Annotated in this window: 17 protein-coding genes and 2 pseudogenes; 15 read left to right on the top strand and 4 right to left on the bottom strand. The window is 73.1% G+C overall.

From position 1 onward, the window contains the following. Position 1: 1 nt before the first annotated feature. A complete protein-coding gene (locus ACN28G_RS16655) occupies positions 2-1,054 on the bottom strand; it encodes an AAA family ATPase (RefSeq protein ID WP_091441137.1) in 1,053 nt (350 codons plus the stop codon). Positions 1,055-1,534: 480 nt separating this feature from the next. On the opposite strand from ACN28G_RS16655, the gene leuS reads away from it, so the two are divergent. Further along, positions 1,535-4,375 carry a leucine--tRNA ligase gene (gene leuS, locus ACN28G_RS16650; protein ID WP_421479590.1) on the top strand — a complete coding sequence of 947 codons (2,841 nt, stop codon included), beginning with the start codon at positions 1,535-1,537 and terminating at the stop codon, positions 4,373-4,375. Positions 4,376-4,594: 219 nt separating this feature from the next. On the opposite strand, the gene ACN28G_RS16645 is transcribed toward leuS, so the two are convergent. From ACN28G_RS16645 to ACN28G_RS16635, 3 genes are all read right to left on the bottom strand, one after another. Continuing rightward, positions 4,595-5,254: a TVP38/TMEM64 family protein gene (locus tag ACN28G_RS16645; protein WP_421479588.1), complete on the bottom strand. Its 660-nt coding sequence runs from the start codon at positions 5,252-5,254 to the stop codon at positions 4,595-4,597. 191 nt (positions 5,255-5,445) lie between these two features. Beyond that, positions 5,446-6,168, bottom strand: coding sequence for a type 1 glutamine amidotransferase (locus ACN28G_RS16640; RefSeq protein ID WP_091441131.1), 723 nt, complete (start codon positions 6,166-6,168; stop codon positions 5,446-5,448). Further along, complete coding sequence (locus ACN28G_RS16635; protein WP_091446808.1) at positions 6,158-7,405, bottom strand: MurT ligase domain-containing protein; 1,248 nt, start codon at positions 7,403-7,405, stop codon at positions 6,158-6,160. The genes ACN28G_RS16640 and ACN28G_RS16635 overlap by 11 nt, the downstream gene beginning before the upstream one ends. 358 nt (positions 7,406-7,763) lie before the next feature. On the opposite strand from ACN28G_RS16635, the gene mraZ reads away from it, so the two are divergent. The 14 genes and pseudogenes from mraZ to ACN28G_RS16565 all read left to right on the top strand — a co-directional run bounded on the left by mraZ (position 7,764) and on the right by ACN28G_RS16565 (position 24,833). After that, complete coding sequence (mraZ, locus tag ACN28G_RS16630) at positions 7,764-8,195, top strand: division/cell wall cluster transcriptional repressor MraZ (RefSeq protein WP_091441126.1); 432 nt, start codon at positions 7,764-7,766, stop codon at positions 8,193-8,195. A gap of 209 nt (positions 8,196-8,404) precedes the next feature. Further along, positions 8,405-9,508 (top strand): 16S rRNA (cytosine(1402)-N(4))-methyltransferase RsmH, encoded by a 1,104-nt coding sequence (gene rsmH, locus ACN28G_RS16625; RefSeq protein ID WP_091446799.1) that lies wholly within the window; start codon positions 8,405-8,407, stop codon positions 9,506-9,508. Continuing rightward, positions 9,505-10,143 carry a hypothetical protein gene (locus ACN28G_RS16620; RefSeq protein ID WP_091441122.1) on the top strand — a complete coding sequence of 213 codons (639 nt, stop codon included), beginning with the start codon at positions 9,505-9,507 and terminating at the stop codon, positions 10,141-10,143. The genes rsmH and ACN28G_RS16620 overlap by 4 nt, the downstream gene beginning before the upstream one ends. 3 nt (positions 10,144-10,146) lie before the next feature. Further along, positions 10,147-12,333: a peptidoglycan D,D-transpeptidase FtsI family protein gene (locus ACN28G_RS16615; RefSeq protein ID WP_421479585.1), complete on the top strand. Its 2,187-nt coding sequence runs from the start codon at positions 10,147-10,149 to the stop codon at positions 12,331-12,333. 52 nt (positions 12,334-12,385) lie between these two features. Beyond that, positions 12,386-13,972 carry a UDP-N-acetylmuramoyl-L-alanyl-D-glutamate--2,6-diaminopimelate ligase gene (locus tag ACN28G_RS16610; RefSeq protein WP_421479584.1) on the top strand — a complete coding sequence of 529 codons (1,587 nt, stop codon included), beginning with the start codon at positions 12,386-12,388 and terminating at the stop codon, positions 13,970-13,972. Then, positions 13,969-15,342: pseudogene (locus ACN28G_RS16605) on the top strand (UDP-N-acetylmuramoyl-tripeptide--D-alanyl-D-alanine ligase); the annotation flags it as partial. The gene ACN28G_RS16610 and the pseudogene ACN28G_RS16605, both read left to right, overlap by 4 nt. Before the next feature lie 119 nt (positions 15,343-15,461). Further along, on the top strand, positions 15,462-16,595 hold the full coding sequence (mraY, locus tag ACN28G_RS16600; protein WP_091441109.1) for a phospho-N-acetylmuramoyl-pentapeptide-transferase: 1,134 nt from the start codon (positions 15,462-15,464) through the stop codon (positions 16,593-16,595). A 289-nt stretch (positions 16,596-16,884) separates the two neighbouring features. Continuing rightward, positions 16,885-18,292, top strand: a pseudogene (locus ACN28G_RS16595) (FtsW/RodA/SpoVE family cell cycle protein). Beyond that, positions 18,292-19,398: an undecaprenyldiphospho-muramoylpentapeptide beta-N-acetylglucosaminyltransferase gene (murG, locus tag ACN28G_RS16590; protein WP_091441106.1), complete on the top strand. Its 1,107-nt coding sequence runs from the start codon at positions 18,292-18,294 to the stop codon at positions 19,396-19,398. The pseudogene ACN28G_RS16595 and the gene murG overlap by 1 nt, the downstream one beginning before the upstream one ends. A gap of 34 nt (positions 19,399-19,432) precedes the next feature. Continuing rightward, on the top strand, positions 19,433-20,890 hold the full coding sequence (gene murC / locus ACN28G_RS16585) for a UDP-N-acetylmuramate--L-alanine ligase (protein ID WP_091441103.1): 1,458 nt from the start codon (positions 19,433-19,435) through the stop codon (positions 20,888-20,890). Continuing rightward, the gene (locus ACN28G_RS16580; RefSeq protein WP_421479581.1) at positions 20,887-21,762 is read left to right on the top strand and encodes a cell division protein FtsQ/DivIB; all 876 of its coding nucleotides are present in this window, start codon (positions 20,887-20,889) and stop codon (positions 21,760-21,762) included. Before murC ends, ACN28G_RS16580 begins: the two co-directional genes overlap by 4 nt. 300 nt (positions 21,763-22,062) lie before the next feature. Then, the gene (gene ftsZ, locus ACN28G_RS16575) at positions 22,063-23,172 is read left to right on the top strand and encodes a cell division protein FtsZ (RefSeq protein ID WP_091441095.1); all 1,110 of its coding nucleotides are present in this window, start codon (positions 22,063-22,065) and stop codon (positions 23,170-23,172) included. A gap of 9 nt (positions 23,173-23,181) precedes the next feature. Continuing rightward, positions 23,182-23,928, top strand: coding sequence for a YggS family pyridoxal phosphate-dependent enzyme (locus ACN28G_RS16570; RefSeq protein WP_091441091.1), 747 nt, complete (start codon positions 23,182-23,184; stop codon positions 23,926-23,928). A gap of 191 nt (positions 23,929-24,119) precedes the next feature. Then, positions 24,120-24,833, top strand: coding sequence for a cell division protein SepF (locus tag ACN28G_RS16565; protein ID WP_091441087.1), 714 nt, complete (start codon positions 24,120-24,122; stop codon positions 24,831-24,833). The last annotated feature ends 23 nt before the right edge of the window (positions 24,834-24,856 follow it).

Raw genomic sequence — 24,856 nt, 5'->3', positions numbered from 1 at the left:
GTCACGGCCTCCGGGGCTCGAACGGCGGCCGGCCGTTGCCGCCTGCGGACCGGGTGTCGTACGGGGAACGCTGCCGGTCGTGCGGCAGGGGCAGCCGGTGCACCAGCTCGGCGACGATCGCGTCGGTGGTACGCCGGGCGAGCTGCGCGTCGGCGGTCGGGATGATCCGGTGGGCCAGCACCGGCACGGCCAGCGTCTGCAGGTCGTCGGGGAGGACGTAGTCGCGGCCCTCCAGGGCGGCCACCGCACGGGCGGTGCGCAGCAGCTGCAGGGTGCACCGGGGGGATGCGCCCAGTCGCAGCTCGGGGGCCTCCCGGGTGGCGGTGACCAGGTCGATCGCGTACTGCTTGACCGCGTCGGCGACGTGCACCTGCCGCACGGTGGCGATCAGCTGACGCACCGTCGCCGCGTCGGAGACCGGGCGCAGCTCCTGCAACGGGTCGAGGGCGCCGTGCCCGTCCAGCATGGCCAGCTCCGCCTCCGGACCCGGGTACCCCATCGCGATTCGGGCGGTGAACCGGTCACGCTGGGCCTCCGGCAGCGGGTACGTGCCCTCCATCTCGATCGGGTTCTGGGTGGCGATCACCATGAACGGCGTCTGCAGCTGGTAGGTGACACCGTCGACGGTGACCTGCCGCTCCTCCATGCACTCCAGCAGCGCGGACTGGGTCTTCGGCGAGGCCCGGTTGATCTCGTCGCCGACGACCAGGTTGGCGAAGACCGCACCCGGGCGGAACTCGAAGTCGTGCGTCTCCTGGTTGTAGACGCTGACCCCGGTCACGTCGCTGGGCAGCAGGTCGGGGGTGAACTGGATGCGGCGTACGGAGCAGTCGATGGAGCGGGCCAGCGCCTTGGCCAGCTTGGTCTTACCCACCCCCGGGACGTCCTCGATGAGCAGGTGGCCCTCGGCGAGCAGGACGGCCAGGGCGAGCCGCACCGTGGCGGTCTTGCCTTCGATGACCTGCTCGATGTTGCCCACGATGGCTTCGCTGGCGGTGCGGAACTCGTCGTCGGGCAGCAGTCCGCCCACCTCGTCCCAGGTCTGCTGTGTCACGGGCCTCCTCCTCGTCGCCTCCGACGGCAGCTTCGTCGCAGGGCACCGGGCCCCGCCGACGGGCACGCGACGGGTCAGCCTCGTCTGCCGCAGGAATCTCACTGGTCTCTCAGGCTAACCATGTTTACGGTTATCGCCGACCCCCGCAGGTCGACGCCGGGTTACCCGGGGAATATCCACCGGGAGAGGCGACCGGTCGTCGCCGGACGACTGCGCTGGGTTAATCCGCGGCCGGCAGGCGACCCGTACCCCCGACAGCAGGGCCCGGGCCGCGGCGGCGGGCACCCGGGCCGCGGCGGCGGGGTACACTGCCGGGCATGGCCGGAGTCTTCCTGCTTCTTACCGGGCCGTGCTGATCCGCGCAGACGCGTGAGCAGCACGGCGGCCCCTCTTGCGTGAGGGGCTTTTTCGTGCCCGCAGCAGAGTCCCGACCCCGCCACACCGACCACCGTTTCGAGCAGAACGCGCCGAGGAGACGCCATGACTGAGGCCGCCGCACCGACGGGCGACGTTCCCCCGTACCGGTACACCGCGCAGCTGGCCGGCGAGATCGAGCGCCGGTGGCAGGACACCTGGGCGCGGGAGGGCACCTTCCACGCGCCCAACCCGACCGGTCCGCTGGCCGACCCGAGCCACCCGCGCGCCGGCGCCGAGAAGATGTACGTGCTGGACATGTTCCCCTACCCGTCCGGGGCGGGCCTGCACGTCGGGCACCCGCTGGGCTACATCGGCACCGACTGTTACGCCCGCTTCCAGCGGATGGCCGGGCGCAACGTGCTGCACGCGATGGGCTTCGACGCGTTCGGCCTGCCCGCCGAGCAGTACGCGGTGCAGACCGGCACCCACCCCCGCACCACCACCGAGCAGAACATCGAGCGGTACCGCACGCAGCTGCGCCGGCTGGGGCTGGCCCACGACGAGCGGCGGTCGGTGGCGACCATCGACACCGACTTCTACCGCTGGACCCAGTGGATCTTCCTGCAGGTATTCAACTCCTGGTACGACACCGACGCGCGCCGGGCCCGCCCGATCGCCGAACTGGTCGCCGGGTTCGCCGCCGGTGAGCGACCCACCCCGGACGGTCGGCCCTGGGCCGAGCTGAGCGCCGCCGAGCAGCGCGCGATCGTCGACGACCACCGGCTGGCGTACGTCTCGCAGGCGCCGGTGAACTGGTGCCCGGGGCTGGGCACCGTGCTGGCCAACGAGGAGGTCACCGCCGACGGACGCTCCGACCGGGGCAACTTCCCGGTCTTCAAGCGCAACCTGAAGCAGTGGATGATGCGGATCACCGCGTACGGCGACCGGCTGCTGGACGACCTGGACGCCCTGGACTGGCCCGAGCCGATCAAGCTGATGCAGCGCAACTGGATCGGCCGCTCCACCGGCGCACACATCGACTTCGGCACAAACCGGGAGCCGATCCGGGTCTTCACCACCCGGCCGGACACCGTCTTCGGGGCCACCTACCTGGTGCTGGCGCCCGAGCACGAGCTGGTCGACGCGCTGGTGCCGGCGGCCTGGCCGGCCGGCACCCGGGACGCCTGGACCGGTGGGCACGCCAACCCCCGGGCGGCCGTCGAGGCGTACCGGAAGGCGGCGGCGGCCAAGACGGACCTGGAGCGGCAGGCCGACACCAGGGAGAAGACCGGCGTCTTCGTTGGCGCGTACGGCGTCAACCCGGTCACCGGCGGCCAGATCCCGATCTTCGTCGCCGACTACGTGCTGGCCGGCTACGGCACCGGTGCGATCATGGCGGTGCCCGGCCAGGACGAGCGGGACTGGGCCTTCGCCGAGGTCTTCGACCTGCCGATCGTGCGTACCGTGCAGCCGAGCGAGGGCTTCGACGGCAAGGCGTACACCGGGGAGGGCCCGGCGATCAACAGCGCCGCGCCCGAACGCGGCCTGGACCTGGACGGCCTGGGGGTCACCGAGGCCAAGGCCCGGATCATCGAGTGGCTGGAGGCCAACGGCCACGGCACCGGCGCGGTCACCTACCGGCTGCGTGACTGGCTCTTCTCCCGGCAGCGCTACTGGGGCGAGCCGTTCCCGATCGTCTACGACGCCGACGGCAACGCGGTCGCGCTGCCCGAGGAGATGCTGCCGGTCGAGCTGCCCGAGGTGGCCGACTTCTCGCCGAAGACGTTCGACCCCACCGACGCCGACAGCTCCCCGGAGACCCCGCTGTCGCGTCGGCGGGACTGGGTCGAGGTGGAGCTGGACCTGGGCGACGGGCCGAAGCGCTACACCCGCGAGACCAACGTGATGCCGCAGTGGGCCGGCTCCTGCTGGTACGAGCTGCGCTACCTGGACCCGACCAACTCCGGCCGGTTCGTCGACGCCGAGAACGAGCGGTACTGGATGGGCCCGCAGGGCGAGGGCGACTGCGGGGGCACCGACCTGTACGTCGGCGGCGCCGAGCACGCGGTGCTGCACCTGCTGTACGCGCGTTTCTGGCACAAGGTCCTGTACGACCTGGGCCACGTCTCGTCGTTCGAGCCGTACCGCCGGCTGTTCAACCAGGGCATGATCCAGGCGTACGCGTACACCGACACGCGCGGCTCGTACGTGCCGGCCGAGGAGGTCGTCGAGCGCGACGGCGGCTGGTTCCTGGGTGACGACGAGGTCCGCCGCGAGTACGGCAAGATGGGCAAGTCGCTGCGGAACGTGGTCACCCCCGACGACATGTGCGCCGTCTACGGCGCGGACACCTTCCGGGTGTACGAGATGTCGATGGGGCCGCTGGAGGTGTCCCGCCCGTGGGAGACCCGGGCGGTGGTCGGCTCGTACCGGTTCCTGCAGCGGGTCTGGCGGGCGGTCGTCGACGAGCAGACCGGCGCGGTACGGGTGACCGATGAGCCGGCCGACGCCGCGACCCGCCGGCTGCTGCACAAGGTGATCGACGGGGTCCGGGCCGACATGGCGGGGATCCGGTTCAACACCGCGATCGCGAAGCTGATCGAGCTGACCAACGGGCTGACCCGGCTGCCGGCCACCCCCCGCGAGGTGGCCGAGCCACTGGTGCTGATGCTGGCCCCGTTCGCCCCGCACGTGGCCGAGGAGCTGTGGCAGCGGCTGGGCCACACCGGCTCGCTCACCTACGTCGACTTCCCGACCGCCGACCCGGCCCTGCTGGTGGCCGAGACGGTGACCTACCCGGTGCAGGTGAACGGCAAGGTCCGGGGCCGCGTCGAGGTCCCCGCCGACGCCGCCGAGGACACCGTGCGCGCCGCGGCCCTGGAAGCCGTGGCCGGCATCCTCTCCGGCAAGGACCCCCGCAAGGTCATTGTCGTCAAGGGCCGCATGGTCTCCGTAGTCCTGTGAGGTGAAAGGAAGGGCCCCCGGTTAACGCTTTCGGTATAGCAGGGGGCCCTTCTCACCACCGCCGCTGGCCTGTGGTGCGTGCGCAACGGTCAGGGGTCGCGGCGGTGTAGCGCGAGCATGGTGACCAGGGCGGCCACCGCCGCCCAGCCGGCTTACGTGGCCCACGCCCCGGAGACGGTGGCGGGGTGGGTGCCGTCCAGCCACGGGCCGACGGTGGGGTCAGCGGGCGGTGCGCCGGCCGCGTTCGGCCCGCCACCAGCGGGCGACCAGCACCGCGCTGGCGACCAGGCCCAGCGTGGCCGGCGCGGCGGCGTACCAGTTGATCCCGCCGGGGGTGGTCACCGAGGCACCCATCGCGGCGTAGCCCAGGGCGGTCGGCGCGGAGGCCAGGACGCTACCCACCAGGTACGGCAGCAGCCGCGCGCCGGTGGTGCCGTAGCCGTAGCTGACCAGGCCGTAGCCGGAGATCGGCAGCAGCCGTACGGTCATCACGCCGAACACGCTCTGCCTGGCGAACCAGTGGTCGAGCCGGGCCAGCCGGCCGCGGACCCGTTCGGCGACGAACTCCCGCCCGAGCAGGCGACCGGCCGCGAAGCCCAGAGCGGCGGCGAGCAGCGCCGCGCCGAGGGCGTACAGCGCGCCGGTGAACGGACCGAAGACGGCGCCGGCGGCGAGCGTCACGAAGGTCCGGGGGACCAGGGCGACCAGCAGCAGCGTCCCGACGACGATCGCGGCGAACGGCGCGAACGGGCCCAGCCGGTCGGCCAGCTGCGGAATCTCGCCCGGGGCGGGCAGCGGCACCAGGAGCACCAGCAGACCGAAGCCGGCCAGCATCGCCACCAGGAGGAGGAAGCGACGGGCCGAGGGCTGCGCCGCCATCCGGCGGAGCGCGGCGAACACCGCCGTGGGGCCGGGCCACAGCCGCCGACCCGCAGCGTTCCCCCCGGGCGGCGGACCGGCACCTGCTCCGTCGGGAGGTGCGCCGGCTCCGGCGGGGGTTGCGCTCTCCCGGGGCCCGGAGTCGGCCCCGCCGGCCGGGAGCCGCCCGTGCGGCTCCCGGCCCTGCGGGGTCACGGTCGGGCGGCGGCTGCCACCGCGTGGCGTCGCTCGGAGCGCAGCCGCTCGTGCCAGGTGTCGTCCAACGGCGGCAACTGGTGTACGCCGGTGGCCCAGCGCAGCAGCAGGTCGGCCAGGGCCGGGTTGCGGGCCAGGGCCGGCCCGTGCGAGTACGTGCCGAGCAGCTTGCCGCGCCAGGCCCCCTCGGTCTGGCCGTCGTTGCCGACCCCGGCGGTCACCCGGGCCACCGGCGCGACACCGGGACCGAGGCGGGTACGCCCGCCGTGGTTCTCGAAGCCGGTGAGCGCCGGGACACCCAGCCGCGGGTCGATCTCGCCGGCCAGCTCACCGACGGCCCGGCTGGGGCCCCGGTCGGAGGCGATGTCCAGCAGCTCCAGCCCGGCGTACTGGGTGCCCTTGGCGAAGAACGAGGTGCCCAGCAGTTGGTAGCCGGCGCAGACGCCGAAGACCACCGAGCCCTGGGCCACCGCCCGGTGCAGGCCACCGTCGGCGAGCAGCCGCTGCGCCCCGAGCGCCTGCGGACCGTCCTCCCCGCCGCCGATCAGGTAGATGTCGGCGGTGGCCGGCAGCCGCTGGTCGGAGCGGACCTCCATGGTCTCCACCGGCATGCCGCGCTGCCGGGCCCGCCGGGCCAGGATCAGCAGGTTGCCCCGGTCACCGTAGGTGGAGAGCAGGTCGGGGTAGATCCAGACGATACGCAGGCTCTCAGTTGACACGGTCCAGCTCCGCTCGGATGTCCTGGAAGGCGGTGTAGTTGGCGATGACCTCCAGGCGGCCGGGTGGGACCGCCCGGAGCGCCTCGGAGAAGGTCCGTACGTGCTGGAACGGCACGTCGTTGACGTCGAGGCGGACGGCCAGGTCGTACGCCCGGTCGCCGGTGATCAGCACCTGCCGGCCGCGCAGCGGGGCGAAGTCCACGTCGAACAGCCAGGAGGTGTCCAGCCCGTCGGGGTCCCGGGCGTTGATGGAGAGCAGGGTCGGGGCGTGGTCGGCCATGTCGAACGCCTCCAGCCAACTGGCCGGGTTCTTCGCCAGCAGCAGCCGGATGTTGCGCCCGTCCCGGTCGACCTGCGCGTACCGGCCGGCGACCGAGGTGACGCTGCCCAGCTGCAGGACCGCGTCGACCGGGCGTACCCCGAACTCGGCGGCGACGGCCAGCGCGGTGGCCGCGTTGCCGATGTTGACCTTGCCGGGGAGTTGGAGCTTGACCTTGTGCCAGGCACCGGTGGGATCGGTCACCCCCTCGTCCTCGACCACCCAGTTCGGCTCGGGCCGACGCAGCGGACAACCGCTGCACCACCACTGCACGCCGGAGCGCTGGATGGTCGAGCCGCACTCGGGGCAGACCCAGGAGTCGTCGTGCCACCGTTGGCCGGCACTGAACCAGGTGACGTGCGGCGAGGCGAGTCGCCTGTCGTGTTCGGGCGGGGGTGTGGTGGCCCACACCACCATCGGGTCGTCGGCGTTGGCCACCACCCGTACCTCCGGGTGCCGCACCAGCGCGGCCCGCCAGAGCTGCGCCATCATGGCGACCTCCTTGGCCCGGTCGAGCTGGTCCCGGGAGAGGTTGAGCAGCGCCACCACGTGCGGGTCGGTCGCCTCCAGCACCTGGGCCAGGTAGTGCTCGTCCACCTCCAGCACCGCGTACGGCGTGCTGCCCGCCTTGGCCAGCGCCGAGGTGTGCCCGGTGGGCATGTTGGCGCCGAACGAGTTGGTGGCGACCCGACCGAGCACGCCGACTGCCGCGGCGGCCAACCGGGTGGTGGTGGTCTTGCCGTTGGTCCCGGAGACCAGGGCGATCGCCCGCCCGGCCGCGAGGTGGGCGAGCAGGTCCGGGTCGATCTTCAGGCCGATCCAGCCACCGATCACCGAGCCGTCGCCGCGGCCCGCAGCCCGCGACAGCGCCGCAGCGGTACGCGACACGGAGCTGGCCACCTTTGCCCGCATGGGCATCTTCGCGTCCGTCACGCGAGCGAGGTTACCGGACCGGCGCCCCCGCCCGATCTCAGACCGAGGGCGTTCCCTCCGTCCCGCCGGCGGCCGTCGGTCCACCTCCGACGGTGCGGTCGGACGGAGTCGATCAATGTCGGAAAGCGGACGCGGCGCACCGGGGCGCGCTGGCCCTCCACTCGGCTCCACCCTTTCTGACGTGCGTTTTTGTCGTCGAAACCGGCGCGCCACGCGGGCGAATCTGGTTGCAGGTGGAGGGAAGTGGAGTAGAGTGGGGCGCGATGGTGAGGCCGGGAGGGCCCCACCGGCCCGGGGGGTCAGCGGCGCCGCGAACGCCGCTCAGGGCGAGGGGGTTGGGCCGGTGTTTCTCGGCACCCACACTCCACGCCTGGACGAAAAGGGCCGGTTGATCCTTCCGGCCAAGTTCCGGGACGAGCTGGCGGGGGGTGTCGTGATCACCAAAGGGCAGGAGCGCTGTCTCTACGTCTTCCCGATGCCCGAGTTCCAGCGGATCGCGCAGCAGTTGCACGCCCAACCGATGACCAACAAGGCGGCTCGGGCCTACAGCCGGGTCTTCTTCGCCAGTGCCCACGACGAGGTCCCGGACAAGCAGGGCCGCGTCACCATCCCGGCCCATCTGCGCGGCTACGCCGCTCTCGACCGCGATCTGGTGGTCATCGGCGCGAGCACCCGGGTGGAGATCTGGGACCGGGCGGCGTGGGAGAGCTACCTCGCCGACAGCGAGGACGACTTCGCCGACATCTCGGAGGGGGTGCTGCCCGGCGGTCTGTAGGGCGTGACGGCGCCCCGACGTACTGCGAGATCTCCAGCCGCTTCGAGTTCCTGGCACCCCTTCCCCGGTGCCAGGCGCACGATCCAGTCTCCGTGGGGCGCGACCCACGAACTGGCCGGGAGCGGATGGGGATCTGGCGGTACGACGCAGGCGTCGTCCGACGACAGGACGCGTACACAACTGAACCGGTGCAACCAATGGGGGTCCAGATGGGGGAGCTACGCGGCACGCACGTGCCGGTGCTGCTCGAGAGGTGTCTCGAGTTGCTCGCTCCCGCGCTGGGTCGGGGCGGGCGGACGGTACACGTCGACGCGACGCTGGGGTTGGCCGGTCACGCCGAGGCGGTGCTCGCGGCGCATCCGGAGACGGTCCTGATCGGTCTGGACCGGGACACCGAGGCCCTCGCCCACGCGCGGGTCCGGCTGGCCCGGTTCGCCGACCGGGTCCACCTGGAGCACGCCGTCTACGACGAGCTGCCCGAGGTGCTCGACCGGCTGGGCTACCCCACGATCGACGGGATCCTGTTCGATCTGGGGGTCTCCTCGCTCCAGCTGGACGCGCCCGACCGCGGGTTCGCCTACGCCCAGGACGCACCGCTGGACATGCGGATGGACCAGACCCGGGGGACGACCGCCGAGGAGGTGGTCAACACCTACGGCCACCCGGAGCTGACCCGGCTGTTGCGGGTCTACGGCGAGGAGAAGTTCGCCGGGCGGATCGCCTCGGCGATCATCCGGGAGCGGGAACGGGTCCGGATCACCTCGTCGGCGCGGTTGGCCGAGCTGGTCCGGGACGCCATTCCCGCACCAGCCCGACGAACAGGCGGTCATCCGGCAAAGAGAACGTTTCAGGCTTTACGGATCGAGGTAAATAGGGAACTGGCGGCACTGGAAACAGCGTTGCCAGCCGCGCTCGACAAGCTCGACGTGGGCGGCCGCATGGTGGTCCTGTCCTACCACTCGCTGGAGGACCGGCTCACCAAGCAGGCGCTCGCCGACCGGGTCCGCAGCAAGGGCCCGATCGACCTCCCGGTCGAACTCCCCGGTACGGGGCCGACGTTCCGACTGCTCAGTCGGGGCGCGGAACTGCCTGGGGAGGGGGAGGTCGCCGCGAATCCGCGGGCCGCCTCGGTGCGGTTGCGGGCCGCGGAACGCCTCGACCCGAACGTGGCACAGCAGGGGCGGACCGACCGCGAACGGTACCGCCGACGGGTGAAGGGGATGCACCAACCGGGGACGACCGCTGGTGGATCCGGGCGGGATCCGCAGCGGTCGGTGCGGGACGGGACGGACGAAGAGGGGGAGGGAACATGAGCGTCAAGGGGCACGTCCGCCGGAACGAATCCGGCGTCGGGCAGCGCGAACCGCGGTCGGGGGGCCGGACCGCGGCGGAGCGGGCCACGCGCGGCGCAGCCGCGGCGGAGCGGGTCACGCGCGGCGGAGCACCGACGTCCGGGACGGCACGTGCCGAGCGGTCGGCAACTCGCAGCCGGGGGGCGCGCGAGTTCCCGACCCAGGGCAGCGCCGCGCTGCGACCGGCCGAGCGGGCCCGGCCCGCGCCGGCCACCGCACGGGCGCCCCGGCTGCGGGTCGCGCCGCCGCCGCCGGTGTCGGTGCCGCGGGCGCCCTTCGTGGCCCTGATCCTGGTGCTCGTCGTCGGTGGGGTGCTGGGCATCCTGGTGGTCAACACGAAGATCAACGAGAACGCGTTCCGGTTGGAGGAGCTCCAGCAGCAGCAGGCCAAGCTCGACCTGGAGGAGCAGCAGCTGCACAAGGAGATCGCCAAGCAGGAGGCGCCGGGCAACCTGGAGGCCAACGCCCGGAAGCTGGGGCTGGTCGAGTCGGCCGAGCCGGCGTACATCCGGCTGCCGGACGGCAAGATGATCGGCGTGCCCCGGCCCGCCGACGGCGCGCCGTCGGTCACCAGCCAGCAGGGCGCGGGAGGCTGACCCGTGCCACCACCACGCTCGGAGGAGCCGCGCCGGGACGCCACAGGCGCCCGGCGCGGTTCGTCGCGGGCCAGCGGCGCGCGCGGCGGCGAGGCGGGCGGCGGCATCTCCGACGCCCGCGCGTACACGCCCCGGGGCCGAACCATCCGGGAGGGCGCCGCCGACGGGTCGCTGCGGCGCACGCCCCGCGCGGGTCGGGCCGGTGACCCGTTCCGGCCGGCGTTGCAGGTGCTCGACGGCGGTCGTGCCGGTACCAACCGGACCGGTCGGCGGGACGCGGCCGCGACCGGCCGGGGTGGGGTCATCCGGACGGTGCAGGCGCGTCCGGTCGCCGACGACCCCGACGACGAGGCCGGCCCGCCACCGCGCCGCCGACCCGGTCCGCGGCCGGCCCGTGGTCCGGACCGTCGTGGTGCGGCCCGGCGGCCGGTGCGCAAGCCCCGGCGGGCCCCGAAGCTGGCCGATCCGCGTCGCCGGCTCCGCCTGGCCACCGTGCTCACCCTGGCCGTCTTCGCCACCATCGGCATCCGGCTGGTCGTACTGCAGGCGGTGGAGACCCCCGCCTGGGCCGGGGCCGGACTCAGCGACCGGCTGATCAGCGTCGACCTGCCGGCACCGCGCGGGGCCATCTACGACCGCGACGGCGCGCCGCTGGCCCACAGCATCGAGGCACGGTACGTCTTCGCCGACCCGACCCGGATCGACGACCGGGCGGCGACCGCCCAGGCGCTCTCCCCACTGCTCGGCGTGGCCGCCTCCGACCTGGCCGAGCGGATGCGCCCGAGGATCCGGGAGAACGGCAAGCCCTCCGAGTTCGAGTACCTGGCCCGCGGAGTGCCGATCGAGCGGGCCCGGCAGATCATGGCGCTGGAGTTGAACGGCATCGGCAGCCACCGCGACGAGCGGCGCGAGGTGCCCAACGGCGACCTCGCCGCCAACCTGCTCGGCTTCACCAGCGACGACATGACCGGGCTGGAGGGGCTGGAGGCCCGCTACGACGACGTGCTCAGCGGGGTGGACGGCCGGCGGGTCTACGAGTCCGGCCGCAACAAGCTGGCCGCGCCCATCCCCGGCGGCTTCAGCCAGACCACCAGAGCCGAGCCGGGCAGCTCGGTGTGCCTGACCATCGACCGGGACCTGCAGTTCCGGGTGCAGCGCATCCTCGGCGAGCGGATGGCCGAGACCCGGGGCAGCACCGGTGCCGCCGTGGTCCTCGACGTCGCCACCGGCGAGGTGCTGGCCCAGGCCAGCTACCCCGGCTACGACGCGGCCAAGCCGGCGCAGAGCGAGCCGGTCGACCGGGAGGACGCGGCGACCAGCTTCGTGGTCGACCCGGGCTCGGTGCACAAGGCGATCACCTTCGGCGCGGCGCTGGAGGAGGGCGTGATCACGCCGGAGACCACCCTGCCGATCCCGAACGCCATCCAGATGGGTGACACCTGGTTCGCCGACACCCATCCCGCGCAGGGCCGCGAGATGAGTCTGGCCGGGATGATGGCGCACTCCTCCAACGTCGGCACCATCAAGATCGCCGAACTGTTGGGCCGGGACAACCTGATCGAGTACCAACGCCGGTTCGGGCTCGGCCAGCCCACCGGGGAGGGCATGCCGGGTGAGGCCGCCGGTCGGATCCTGCCCGCGCAGGAGTGGAGCGGTTCGTCGTACGGGTCGGTGCCGATCGGGCACAGCGTGGACGCCACCCCGCTGCAGATGGCCGCCGCCTACGCGGCGATCGCCAACGACGGCACCTGGATCCAGCCGCACCTGGTCAAGGAGATCGTCGACGCCAAGGGCGACCGCACCCCGGCGGCGGCCCCGAAGACCCACCGGGTGCTCAGCCCGCAGAACGCGGCGGCGCTGCGCACGATCCTGGAGGCGGTCACCACGGTGCCCGACGCCACCGGGACCGCGGCGGCGGTGAGCGGTTACCGGGTCGCCGGCAAGACCGGCACCGGCTGGCGGCTGGTCGACGGGCGCAAGCAGCCCGGCGAGGTGGCCTCGTTCATCGGCATGGCCCCGGCCGAGAAGCCCCGGTACGTCATCGCGGTCTTCGCGCACACTCCCGTCGGCGGCGGCGGCGAGATCACCGCCCCGGCCTTCGCCGACATGATGCGCTTCACCCTGCAGCACTACCGGGTGCCCCCGTCCAGCAGCGATGACACCCCGAACTTCGTGGTCTATCCCCGCTGACCGGCCAGATCACGACATCATCGGTTGGTGCGGACGAACCACCGGGGCGGCTGTGCGGTCGGAACCGGACGACCGGGTAGGGTCTGACGCCGTGCCCGGCAATCCACGTCCCCGTAGCGTGCCTCCCGTCCGACTCGGCGACCTCGCCGCCCGGCTCCCGGCGGACGCCTCGCCGGGTGCCCAGCCGGCCCTGGACCCGCAGGTCGCGGACCGGTCGGTGACCGGGGTGACCCACGCCAGCCAGGAGGTCCGCCCCGGCGACCTGTACGCCGCCCTGCCCGGCGCCCGCCGGCACGGCGCGGAGTTCGCCGCCGCCGCGGCGGCGGCCGGCGCGGTGGCCGCGTTGACCGACCCGGCCGGCGCGGCCATGGTCGCCGAGGCCGGCCTGCCGGCCCTGGTGGTCGCCGACCCCCGCGCGGTGCTCGGCGGGCTGGCCTCGGCCGTCTACGGCGACCCCACCGAGGCGTTGACCGTCATCGGGATCACCGGCACCGCCGGCAAGACCTCCACCGCGTACCTGGTCGAGGCGGGACTGCGGGCGGCCGGCCACACCACCGGCCTGATCGGCACCGTCGAGACCCGGCTGGGCGACCTGGTCGTGGCCAGCGTGCGGACCACCCCGGAGGCCACCGACCTGCACGCCATGCTCGCCGCGGCCCGGGAGCGCGGGGTCACCGCCGTGGTCATGGAGGTCTCCAGCCACGCGCTGGCGATGGGCCGGGTCGGCGGGGTCCGCTTCGCCGTCGGCGGGTACACCAACTTCGGCTCGGACCACCTGGACTTCCACGCCGACTCGGCGGACTACTTCGCGGCCAAGGCACAGCTCTTCGACGGGCGCTGCGCGGTCGAGGTGCTCAACCACGACGACCCGGCCTTGCGGGTCCTGTTCACCCCGGCCACGGTCAGCTACTCCGCCGCCGGCGACCCCACCGCCACCTGGTGGGCCGCGGACGTCGACGGCGAGGGGTACGCCCAACGGTTCACCGCGCACGGCCCGGCCGGCCTGGTCCTGCCGGCCCAGGTGGCGCTGCCGGGGCGGCACAACGTGGCCAACGCGTTGCTGGCCGTGGCCATGCTCACCGCCGTCGGGATCGACCCGGCCACCGCGGTGGCCGGAGTGGCCGGCTGTGGTGGCGTACCAGGCCGGTTGGAGCTGGTCGCCACGGCCGGCCCGGTCCGGGGCGTGGTCGACTACGCGCACAAGGCGGACGCGATCGTCGCGGTGCTGGCGGCCCTGCGCGAGCTGAGCGCCGGCCGGCTGATCTGTGTCATCGGTGCCGGCGGCGACCGGGACCGGGGCAAACGCCCGGTGATGGGCGCCGCCGCGGCGGAGGGAGCCGACGTGGTCCTGGTGACCGACGACAACCCGCGTACCGAGGACCCGGCGGCGATCCGCGCCGAGGTGCTCGCCGGGGCGTACCAGGCCGGCACGCCGGCCCGGATCATCGAGGTGCCGGGCCGCCGGGCGGCCATCGACGAGGCGGTCCGGCTGGCCGAGCCGGGGGACGTGGTGGCGCTGCTCGGCAAGGGCCACGAGCGGGGGCAGGAGATCGCCGGCGAGGTCCAGCCCTTCGACGACCGGACCGAGCTGGCCGACGCGCTGCGGGCCCGCTTCGGTGACCTGGCGGGTCGCCGATGATCCCGCTGAGCCTCACCGAGATCGCCACCGCCGTCGGTGGCCGGCTGGTCGCCGCCGACCCGCAGACCCGGGTCACCGCGACGGTGGAGTTCGACTCCCGCAAGGTCACCCCGGGGGCGCTCTTCGTCGCCTTCCCCGGCGAGCAGGTCGACGGGCACGACTACGCCGGGGTCGCGGTCGCGGCCGGCGCGGTGGCCGTGCTCGGCACCCGCGAGGTGCCCGGCGTGCCGATGGTGCTTGTCGACGACGCGCTGCCGGCGCTGGGCCGGCTGGCCCGCGCGGTGGTCGACCGGCTGCCCGGCCTGACCGTGGTGGGGCTGACCGGCTCCTCCGGCAAGACCTCCACCAAGGACCTGATCGCCCAGCTCACGGCCCGCCTCGGGGAGACCGTGGCACCGCCCGGATCGTTCAACAACGAGCTGGGGCACCCGTACACCGCGCTGCAGGCCGGGCCGGCCACCCGCTTCCTGGTCCTGGAGAAGGGCGCCCGCGGGGTGGGGCACGTGCGGTACCTGTGCGAGGTGGTGCCGCCGCGGATCGCGGTGGTGCTCAACGTCGGGGTGGCACACATCGGCGAGTTCGGTTCCCGGGAGACCATCGCCCTGGCCAAGGGGGAGCTGGTCGAGGCGTTGCCCGCCGACGGGCTGGCCGTGCTCAACGCCGACGATCCGCTGGTGGACGCGATGGCGACGCGGACCGGGGCGCGGGTGGTCCGCTACGGCGAGGCGGCGCACGCCGACGTCCGGGCCGAGGACGTCAGCTTCGACGAGCGGGGGCGGCCGGCGTACACGCTGGTGACCCCGGAGGGCAACGCGCCGGTACGGCTCGGGCTGACCGGTCGGCACCAGGTCTCCAACAGCCTCGCCGCCGCGGCGGTGGCCCGGGAGCTGGGGATGCCGGTGACCGAGGTGGCCGAGGCCCTCGGTGAGCTGCGGCTGGTCTCCACCCGCCGGATGGACGTCTTCGAACGGTCCGACGGGGTGACCGTGATCGACGACTCCTACAACGCCAACCCGGCCTCGATGGCGGCGGCGCTGCGGGCGTTGGCCGACCTGGCCCGTGGCCGGCGCGGGGTCGCGGTGCTCGGGTACATGGCCGAGCTGGGTCCGTTCGAGCGGGACGGGCATCTGGAGGTCGGCCGGCTCGCGGCCGACCTGGGCGTCGACCGGTTGCTCGTGGTGGGTGACCAGGCGGCGCCGATCCACGAAGGGGCGACAGCGGTAAGTGACTGGGGAGGAGAGTCGGTGTTGCTCACCGATCAGGCGGCGGCCGTCGAGGTGCTGCGCAGCGAGCTACGGGCCGGGGACGTGGTCCTGGTGAAGGGCTCCCGGTACCGCACCTGGGAGGTGGTCGACGCGCTGCGCGCCGACGGCACCGACGCCCTGCGTGCCGAGAGCGGCACCGACGCCTTGCGTGCCGAGAGCGGCACCGACGCCTTGCGTGCCGAGAGCGGCACCGACGCCGCGGTCACCCGTGGGGGTGGCACCGCATGAGGGCGGTCATCGTCGCCATCGGGGTGGCCTTCCTGGTCTCCCTGTTCTGCACCCCCATCGCGATCAAGGTGTTCACCCGGCTCAAGGCGGGGCAGCCGATCCGGACCGACGGTCCGCAGATGCACCAGGGCAAGAAGGGCACCCCGACCATGGGCGGGGTGGTCTTCATCCTCGCCACGGTCATCGCGTACGTCGCCGGTCACCTGGCCCTGACCACCCTGCCGGACGCGCAGATCGCCCAGGTCGAGCCGACCATCACCGCGCTGGTGCTGCTGGGGCTGATGGTCTTCTGCGGCGCGGTCGGCTTCATCGACGACTTCCTGAAGGTCCGCAAGCGGCACAGCGGCGGGCTGAGCGCCCGGGGCAAGCTGCTCGGGCAGATCCTGGTCGGTGCGGTCTTCGGTGTCGTCGCGCTCTACTTCCCGAGCACCATGACCGACGCCAGCGGCACGCTCACCAACACCGAGACGGTGGGCAGCACCACGCTGAGCTTCATCCGGGACATCCCGGTGCTGGACGTCACCAAGATCGGCGCGGTGATCATCTTCATCTTCGTCGTGATGGCCTCGACCAACGGGGTGAACCTCACCGACGGCCTGGACGGCCTGGCCACCGGCGCCTCGGTGATGGTGCTCGCCGCGTACGCCCTGATCGCGTTCTGGCAGTACCGGCACTGGTGCGCCGACCCGACGTACACCGCCAACCCGAACAACTACTGCTACACGGTCCGGGATCCGCTGGAGATCGCCCTGATCGCCGGGGCGGCGGCCGGGGCCTGTGTGGGCTTCCTGTGGTGGAACACCTCCCCGGCCCGGATCTTCATGGGTGACACCGGTGCCCTCGGTCTGGGCGGGCTGATCGCCGGGATGGCGATGTCCACCCGCACGATCATGCTGCTGCCGATCATCGGTGGCCTCTTCGTGATCATCACCATGTCCGTGGTGATCCAGATCATCTCCTTCAAGACCACCGGCAAGCGGGTCTTCCGGATGTCGCCCCTACAGCACCACTTCGAGCTGGCCGGGTGGAGCGAGGTCAACATCGTGGTCCGGTTCTGGATCATCGCCGGGATCGGCGTGGCGATCGCGCTCGGCCTGTTCTACAGCGACTTCCTCGCCAACATGGGCTGACCCGCACCACCCCCTCCCCGCACCACCCCCTCCCCGCGCCGGGCCCGCCGCGTCCGCTGGTTGTTAGGAAGGGCCCCCTGCACAACAGAATGCGATAACAGGGGGCCCTTCCTTACGGCTTCGACACGCCGAGTCGGGCGTTGGGCGGGTGGCGGGTCGGTCCAGCGGCGATGATGGGCAGGTGGGGGAGGACCGAGGCTCCGGCGGAGCGACCGAGGTACAGCAGCGGGCGGGGACGGGGCGGAGCGCTGATCCGCCGGCGTCGCCGCGCGGGCTGGCCGTGGGCCCGCTGGCGGCGCTGCGGGGGCTGCTGTCCCGGCCGCTGGCCTCCTACTACCTGCTGATCTCCAGCGCCGGCCTGCTGCTGGTGATCGGTCTGACCATGGTCTTCTCCGCCACCAGCGTCACCGAGTACGCCACCGGCGGCAACGCCTTCGCCGCGCTGTCGAAGCAGGCCCTCTTCGCGGTGATCGGGATCGTCGCGTTCTGGGCCTGCCAGCGGCTGCCCGCCCGCACCTACCGGGCGCTGGGCCGGCCGGCCCTGGCGGTCGCGGTCGGCCTGCTGGTCCTGCTCAACCTGCTGCTGGTGGTGGCCCGCCTCACCGGCCAGGAGTCGGCCAGCTTCGGTCCGCTGGAGGCCCGGCTGCTCTGGCTGTTCATCGGCGGCTTCCAGGTGCAGCCCAGTGAGTTGGCCAAGTTCGCCCTGGTGCTCTGGGGGGCGCACGTGATCGCCCGTAAGGGCGCGGCGCTGGGCTGGTGGCGGGAGCTGGCCACCCCGCTGTTCCCGGTGGTCGCCCTGCTCTTTGTCCTGGTCGGCTACAACGACGTCGGCACCATGCTGATCCTGCTCGCGGTGGTGGTCGGGCTGCTCTGGGCGGCCGGTGTGCGGGCGCGGGTCTTCGCCGTGCTGTCGGTGGTCGGGCTGGCCGGCATCGGTCTGCTGATCGCCGCCGCCTCGCTCGGCGCCGGCTCCGGCGAACGCGGAGAGACGAACTACCGGCTGGCCCGGCTCACCTACTTCATCAGCCCGCCCGACGAGTGTTTCGAGGGCTACTGCTACCAGATCGGCCAGGGGCGCAACGCCATCGACAACGGCGGCTGGTTCGGGGTGGGGCTGGGCAAGAGCGTCCTGAAGTGGGACTGGCTGCCCGAGGCCCGCAACGACTTCATCTTCGCCATCGTCGCCGAGGAGCTGGGGGTGGTCGGCTGTGCGGTGATCCTCGGCCTGTTCGCGGTGCTGGCCTACACCGGACTGCGGATCGCCCGGCGGGTCGACGACCCGTTCCGCCGGCTCGCCGCCGCGGCGGCGACCACCTGGCTGGTCAGTCAGGCGGTGATCAACATCGGTGGGGTGGTCGGGCTGCTGCCGATCACCGGGGTGCCGCTGCCGTTCATCTCCGAGGGGGGAAGTGCCCTGGTCGTGACGCTGGCCGCGATCGGGATGCTGGCCTCGTTCGCCCGCGCCGAGCCCGACGCCGCCCGAGCCCTGCACGCCCGTCCGACGGCCAGATGGGTCCGACTACTCTGGGCCCCGTTGCCGCCGCTTCCCGGTGGACGTCGCCGGCCGGCGACGCCGCCGGCTGCCCGTGGGTCCGTACCCCGGTCGCGAGCGCGGCGGGAGGACAGACCGGGCCGCGCCGCACGCCGCCCGGCCGACCCGGACGGGCGCCGGGGCGGCGACTGAGAGGAGACGTTGATGGGTCCGCTGCGTTCGGTGGTACTCGCGGGAGGTGGCACGGGGGGGCACATCTACCCGTTGCTCGCCTTCGCCGACTGCCTGCGCCGGCACGACCCCGGCGTCCGGATCACCTGCCTGGGCACACCGAAGGGCCTGGAGAACGAGCTGATCCCGCCGCAGGGCTACGACCTGCGCCAGATCCCGGCCTACCAGCTGCCCCGGTCGGTCAACCTGAACCTGGTCAAGACCCCGGGTCGGATGTGGACGGCGGCCCGCGCGGCGGGCAAGGTGATCGACGAGGTCCAGGCCGACGCCGTGGTCGGCTTCGGCGGGTACGTCTCGGTGCCGGCGTACCTGGCCGCCTGGCGGCGCGAGCTGCCGATCGTGATCCACGAGGTGAACGTCCCACCGGGGGTGGCCAACCGGCTCGGCATGCGGTTCACCAACCACGTGGCGGTGGGCTTCCCGCACCAGCCGCAGCAGGCCGAGGCGCTGCGTGACGCCCGGGTGGTCGGGGTGCCGCTGCGCCGGGGCATCGCCGGGCTGGACCGGGCCCGGCACGCCGCCGCCGCGCGGGCCCACTTCGGACTCCGCCCGGACCTGCCGACCCTCTTCGTCGCCGGTGGCTCGCAGGGCGCCCGCTCGATCAACCTGGCGGTCTCCGGGGCGGCCAAGGAGCTGGCCCGCAACGGCATCCAGGTGCTGCACGTGATCGGCGCCCGCAACGAGCCGGTGCCGGTCCCCACCGACCTGCCGGTGCCGTACGTGACCCTGCCGTACCTGTCCGAGATGGAGGCCGGCTACGCCGCGGCCGACCTGATGCTGGGCCGGGGCGGCGCGATGACCTGCGCCGAGGTGGCCGCGATCGGGCTGCCCACCATCTACGTGCCGTACCCGCACAGCAACCAGGAGCAGAAGCGCAACGCGCTGCCCGTGGTGGAGGCCGGTGGTGGGCTGCTGGTCGATGACGCGGAGCTGACCCCGGACTGGGTGGAGCGTACGGTCGTCCCCCTGGTCCGGGACCCGCAGCGACTGGCCGCGATGGGCGCGGCGGCGGCGGCGTACGGGCGGCGCGACGGCGACGAGGCGCTGCTGAACTTCGTCTACGAGGCGGTGAACCGGTGAACGCCGGGCCGGCCGCGACGGGAAGGTACCTCTGATGAACACCGCGCAGTTCACTCCGGCCGGCACGCTGACCGCCGAGGACCTCGGGGCGATCCACCTGATCGGGGTGGGCGGGGTCGGCATGGCCGGCCTGGCCCGGCTCTTCCTCACCCGGGGCCTGCCGGTCTCCGGCAGCGAGCTGCGGGAGTGGCCCTCGCTGGCCGGGATGCGGGCGCTGGGCGGCACCATCCACATGCGCCACGAGGCGGCCAACCTGGACGGGGTGGACACCGTCATCTACTCCACCGCCATCCCGCAGGACCACCTGGAGCTGGTCGAGGCCCGTCGGAGAGGGCTGCGGGTGCTGCACCGCTCGGAGGCCCTGGCCGCGGCGATGACCGGCCGGCGGGCGGTGGCGGTGGCCGGCACCCACGGCAAGACCAGCACCACCTCGATGGTGACCATGGTCCTGCAGCGGGCCGGCCAGGACCCGTCCTTCGTCATCGGCGGGGAGATCTCCGAGGTGGGCTCCGGGGCGCACCACGGCACCGGCGAGTACTTCGTGGTGGAGGCCGACGAGAGCGACCGGTCCTTCCTGATCTACCGCCCGTACGTCTCGGTCATCACCAACGTCGAGGCCGACCACCTCAACACCTACGGCGACCTGGCCACCCTGGAGGCCGCGTTCGCCGACTTCGCCCGGCTCACCGACCCCGACGGGTACGTGGTGACCTGCGCCGACGACCCGGGCGCCCAGCGGTTGGCGGCGACCCTGCGGGCCGAGGGCCGGCGGGTGTACACCTACGGCGAGGCGCCCGACGCCGACCTGCGCCTGACCGAGCTGGCCTCGTCCGCCCGGGGGGTGCGGTACCTGGCCGAGATCGACGGCCGGTCGCTGGGCGAGCTGCGGATGCCGGTGCCCGGCCGGCACATGGCGCTCAACAGCGCCGCTGCGGTGCTCACCGCGTACCTGCTGGGGTTGCCGGTCGAGGCGGCCGAGGCCGCGCTCGGTGCGTTCCCCGGGGTGCGGCGGCGCTTCGAGCGCAAGGGCGTGGCCGACGGTGTGCTGGTCTACGACGAGTACGCCTACCACCCGACCTCGATGACGCTGGCCCTGCAGACGCTGCGGGAGGTGGCCGCCGACGGTCGGTTGATCGTGGTCTTCCAGCCCTACCGGCTGTACCGCACCCGGGACCTGCAGGCGGAGATCGCCGCCGCGCTGGGCATCGCCGACGAGTTGGTGCTGCTGGAGGTCTTCGGCCCCGGTGAGCTGCGGCAGCCGGGCCAGGGGTCGGCGGCGCTGATCGAGGCGGTGCCGTTGCCGGCCGAGCGGAAGGTCTTCGTGGACTCCTGGGACGACGTCCCGGTGGAGGTGGCCCGGCGGGCCCGCCCCGGCGACGTGGTGGTGACCATGGGCGCGCCACCGATCTCGCTGATGGGCGACGAGTTGCTGGCGGCCCTGCAGGCCCGGGCCGGGGAGGTCGTCGACCCGCCGGCGTCCACCCTCGGATGAGTTCCGGGCCGGCCCGGGGCCGCGCGGGCGGCTCCGACGGTGGTGGCCGGCGCGGTCCGGACGCCGCTGGTCGCCGGGGCCGCCCCACCCCGGACGCCGGTGGCGGCCGGCGCGGACCGCACCGCCGCTGGCAGTTGGTGCGCGCCGGTTCCGACGCGGTGCCGGCGTCCACCCGGCGGTTCATGGCCCGCGCCCGGCAGCGTCGGGTCCGGGCGGCGTTGCCCTGGGCGGTCGCGGCCGGGGTGCTCACCCTGGCCGCACTGGTGGCCTGGACGCTGCTCGGCACCGGCCTGTTCGGGGTACGCGAGGTCCGGGTGGTCGGTGCCGACCTGGTGACCCCGGTCGAGGTACGCGACGCGGTGGCGGTGCCGGACGACACGCCGTTGGCCCGGGTGGACCTGGCCGCCACGGCGGCCCGGGTCGGCGCCTTGGCGCCGGTCGAGCGGGCCACGGTGTCCCGGGACTGGCCGGGCACCCTGGTCGTGCGGGTGGTGGAGCGCACCGGGGTGGCCGTGGTGCCGCAGGGCGACGGGTTCGTGGTGATCGACCGTTCGGGGGTGGTCTTCCGCTCGGTGGCCCAGCCTCCGGCCGGCCTGCCGGTGGTCCGGGTGGTGCGGCCGGGGCCGGCCGATCCGGGCACCCGGGCCGCCCTGGCGGTGCTCGCGGTGCTCACCCCGGAGCTGCGGGAGCGCCTGCTCGACGTGCGGGTCGAGGGGCTGGCCCGGATCAGCCTGGGGTTGCGCGACGAGCGGACCGTCTTCTGGGGCGACGCCACCCGGGGCACGGAGAAGTCCCGGGTGGCCACCGCGCTGCTCGGTCAGCCGGCCGAGCGGGTCGACGTCAGCGCGCCGGACGTGGTGACGGTCAAGTGAGTCACCGGTCAGCCGGGCTGCCCGTTCGGGCCGCTCCGGGGCAGGTCGCGGCTGGGCGTTCGGCCCGCGCCGGGACGAGTCGCGGCTCCGCGGGGCGACACGCCGGTCAGGTCCTTGGCTCCTGGCGCGGCGGCGCTTACGTTGCCCCGAAGAGAATCAGTGGTTGACATAACTCTAAGCCTCTAGTAGAGGGTGAGGGTTAACCCTGATCCTCCACGTGGGGCAGCTGTCGTCGACCACGGGTGCGGCTCCGCCGTACCCGGTCGAGCGAAGGCCAATCTCGAAGGGAAAGGACCGGAGATGACACCTCCGCACAACTATCTGGCGGTCATCAAGGTCGTCGGCATCGGTGGCGGCGGCGTCAACGCCGTCAACCGCATGATCGAGGTTGGGCTCAAGGGCGTCGAGTTCATCGCGATCAACACCGATGCGCAGGCGCTGCTGATGAGTGACGCCGACGTCAAGCTGGACGTCGGCCGCGAACTGACCCGGGGGCTCGGCGCCGGCGCCAACCCGGACGTGGGCAAGAACGCCGCGGAGGACCACCGCGACGAGATCGAGGAGGTGCTCAAGGGCGCCGACATGGTCTTCGTCACCTGCGGTGAGGGTGGCGGCACCGGCACCGGTGGCGCGCCGGTGGTGGCGAACATCGCCCGTAAGCTCGGCGCGCTGACCATCGGCGTGGTGACCCGGCCGTTCTCGTTCGAGGGCAAGCGCCGCCAGGTGCAGGCCGAGTCCGGGATAGACGAGCTGCGCAACCAGTGCGACACGCTGATCGTCATCCCCAACGACCGGCTGCTGGCCCTGGGTGACCGCAACATCAGCATGATGGACGCGTTCCGCACCGCCGACCAGGTGCTGCTCTCCGGTGTCCAGGGGATCACCGACCTGATCACCACGCCCGGCCTGATCAACCTGGACTTCGCCGACGTCAAGAGCGTGATGAGCGGGGCCGGCAGCGCGCTGATGGGCATCGGCAGCGCCCGGGGCGAGAACCGGGCCGTCGAGGCGGCCGAGGCGGCCATCTCCAGCCCGCTGCTGGAGCAGAGCATGGACGGGGCGCGCGGGGTGCTGCTCTCCATCGCCGGCGGCTCCGACCTGGGCCTGTTCGAGATCAACGACGCGGCGCAGCTGGTCACCGACGCGGCCCACCCGGACGCCAACATCATCTTCGGGGCGGTCATCGACGACGCGCTCGGTGACGAGGTGCGGGTCACCGTGATCGCCGCCGGTTTCGACGGTGGGGTGCCGGCGTACAAGACCGCCGAGCCGCCCCGCAAGACCAACCAGAACCAGCCGGCTCCGCCGAGCACGCCGCCGCCGGCCACCATGTCGCCACCCACCCAGTCGCCGCGTCGGGTGCTCTTCGACGACGTCGACGTGCCGGACTTCCTCAAGAACGGATCCTGAGCGGCGTCGATGACCGACAAGGACAGCACGGTACGGCCCGACCGGCGGGCCGAACTCGCCGCCGGGCTGGCCCGGGTCAGGACCCGGATCGCCGACGCCTGCGCCGCCGCGGGCCGGGACCGCGACACGGTCACCATGATCGCGGTCACCAAGACGTACCCGGTCGACGACGTGCTGGCGTTGGCCGGCCTCGGGGTGCACGACCTGGGGGAGAACCGTGACCAGGAGGCGGCCGGCAAGGCCGCCGAGGTCGCGGCGGCCGGGGTACGTCCCCGCTGGCACTTCGTCGGTCAGTTGCAGCGCAACAAGTGCCGCTCGGTGGTCCGCTACGCCGACGTGGTCCACTCGGTCGACCGGGTCCGGTTGGTGGGTGCGCTCGCCACCGCCTCGGCGGCGGCACGGGACCGGCCACTGGACGTCCTGCTGCAGGTGAGCATCGACGCCGACCCGGACCGGGGCGGGGCCGTGCCGGACTCCGCCGATCCGGACACCGGGCTGGGGCCGGTGGCCGAGGCGGTGGCGGCGGCGCCGGCGCTGCGGCTGACCGGGTTGATGGCGGTGGCCCCGCTGGGCTGGGCACCGGAGCGGGCGTTCAGCCGGTTGGCCGAGGTCGCCGCGGCGTTCCGGGCGGACCATCCGGAGGCCACCGCGCTCTCCGCCGGGATGAGCGGTGACCTGGAGATCGCGATCGCCCACGGCGCGACACAGGTCCGCGTCGGTAGCGCGTTGCTCGGAATGCGTCCCACGCTGCGGTAGCCTGGCTGCGGGAGAATAAATTACATCGCTGTTGTTTACGGAACGGCTTCCCATTGTCCGGGGGCACGGCGGGCGGGACGCGAACCGCACGCCGGGGACGGTCGTTCCGCTCTGGTGGACACCCGTTGTCCACTCGCGACATGCGACACGGCATGGGGGCACGTGCCGCACGGCGGACGGAAGGGCGCGGGATGGGTGCACTGCGCAAGGCGGGGGTCTGGCTCGGTCTGGTAGAAGAGGACGACGAGCGGCCCTACGACGACGGTGGCTACGAGAAGGGCGGCTACCGTGACTCGCGGTACCGGCAGAGCCGGTATGCCGAGGAGTTCGCCGACGAGGACGACGACGAGGCCGACGAGCCGCCCGCGCCGCGACCGCGCGCCGGTGAGCGGGGCCGGCTCGCCGAGCGGTCCACCGCGCGTGCCCTGGACGGCGAACGGGCCGACACCGACCGGCCGGAGCGCCCCGAACGCCCGGAGCGGCTCGACCGGGCCAGCGTGCGTTCCATCACCCGGCCGGGTGGCGGCGAGAACTCCGGCGGCCTGAGCTACCACACCCGGGACAACCTCGCCCTGGCTCCGCAGGCCCAGGCCCGAGAGCGGGCGCCGGTGGTCGAGGAGGAACAGCGGTACCAGATCACCACCCTGCACCCCACCACGTACCGGGAGGCGCGCACCATCGGTGAGCACTTTCGCGACGGGGTGCCGGTGATCATCAACCTCACCGAGATGGATGAGTCGGACGCCCGCCGTCTGGTGGACTTCGCCGCCGGTCTGGCGTTCGGGCTGCGCGGTACGATCGAGCGCGTGACCAATCGGGTGTTCCTGCTCTCACCGGCCAACGTCCAGGTCACCGCAGAAGACAAGGCCAAGATCGCCGAGGGCGGGTTCTTCAGCCTCAGTTAGATCACCCGACCGAGGGACGTCGC

Origin of the sequence: Micromonospora sp. WMMA1923, assembly GCF_049179195.1 — a bacterium.
GTDB classification, from domain to species: Bacteria; Actinomycetota; Actinomycetes; order Mycobacteriales; family Micromonosporaceae; genus Micromonospora; species Micromonospora yangpuensis.
The sequence above is the reverse complement of the archived record's forward strand: the minus strand, read 5'-3'. Positions and strand labels throughout refer to the sequence as shown.

Bases quoted from the DNA above. Each gene is read 5' to 3' on its own strand.
- leuS (WP_421479590.1), top strand. From the start codon at position 1,535: ATGACTGAGGCCGCCGCACCGACGGGCGACGTTCCCCCGTACCGGTAC.
- ACN28G_RS16645 (WP_421479588.1), bottom strand. From the start codon at position 5,254: ATGGCGGCGCAGCCCTCGGCCCGTCGCTTCCTCCTCCTGGTGGCGATG.
- ACN28G_RS16635 (WP_091446808.1), bottom strand. From the start codon at position 7,405: ATGCCCATGCGGGCAAAGGTGGCCAGCTCCGTGTCGCGTACCGCTGCG.
- rsmH (WP_091446799.1), top strand. From the start codon at position 8,405: ATGGGGGAGCTACGCGGCACGCACGTGCCGGTGCTGCTCGAGAGGTGT.
- ACN28G_RS16620 (WP_091441122.1), top strand. From the start codon at position 9,505: ATGAGCGTCAAGGGGCACGTCCGCCGGAACGAATCCGGCGTCGGGCAG.
- mraY (WP_091441109.1), top strand. From the start codon at position 15,462: ATGAGGGCGGTCATCGTCGCCATCGGGGTGGCCTTCCTGGTCTCCCTG.
- murG (WP_091441106.1), top strand. From the start codon at position 18,292: ATGGGTCCGCTGCGTTCGGTGGTACTCGCGGGAGGTGGCACGGGGGGG.
- murC (WP_091441103.1), top strand. From the start codon at position 19,433: ATGAACACCGCGCAGTTCACTCCGGCCGGCACGCTGACCGCCGAGGAC.
- ACN28G_RS16580 (WP_421479581.1), top strand. From the start codon at position 20,887: ATGAGTTCCGGGCCGGCCCGGGGCCGCGCGGGCGGCTCCGACGGTGGT.
- ftsZ (WP_091441095.1), top strand. From the start codon at position 22,063: ATGACACCTCCGCACAACTATCTGGCGGTCATCAAGGTCGTCGGCATC.
- ACN28G_RS16570 (WP_091441091.1), top strand. From the start codon at position 23,182: ATGACCGACAAGGACAGCACGGTACGGCCCGACCGGCGGGCCGAACTC.
- ACN28G_RS16565 (WP_091441087.1), top strand. From the start codon at position 24,120: ATGGGTGCACTGCGCAAGGCGGGGGTCTGGCTCGGTCTGGTAGAAGAG.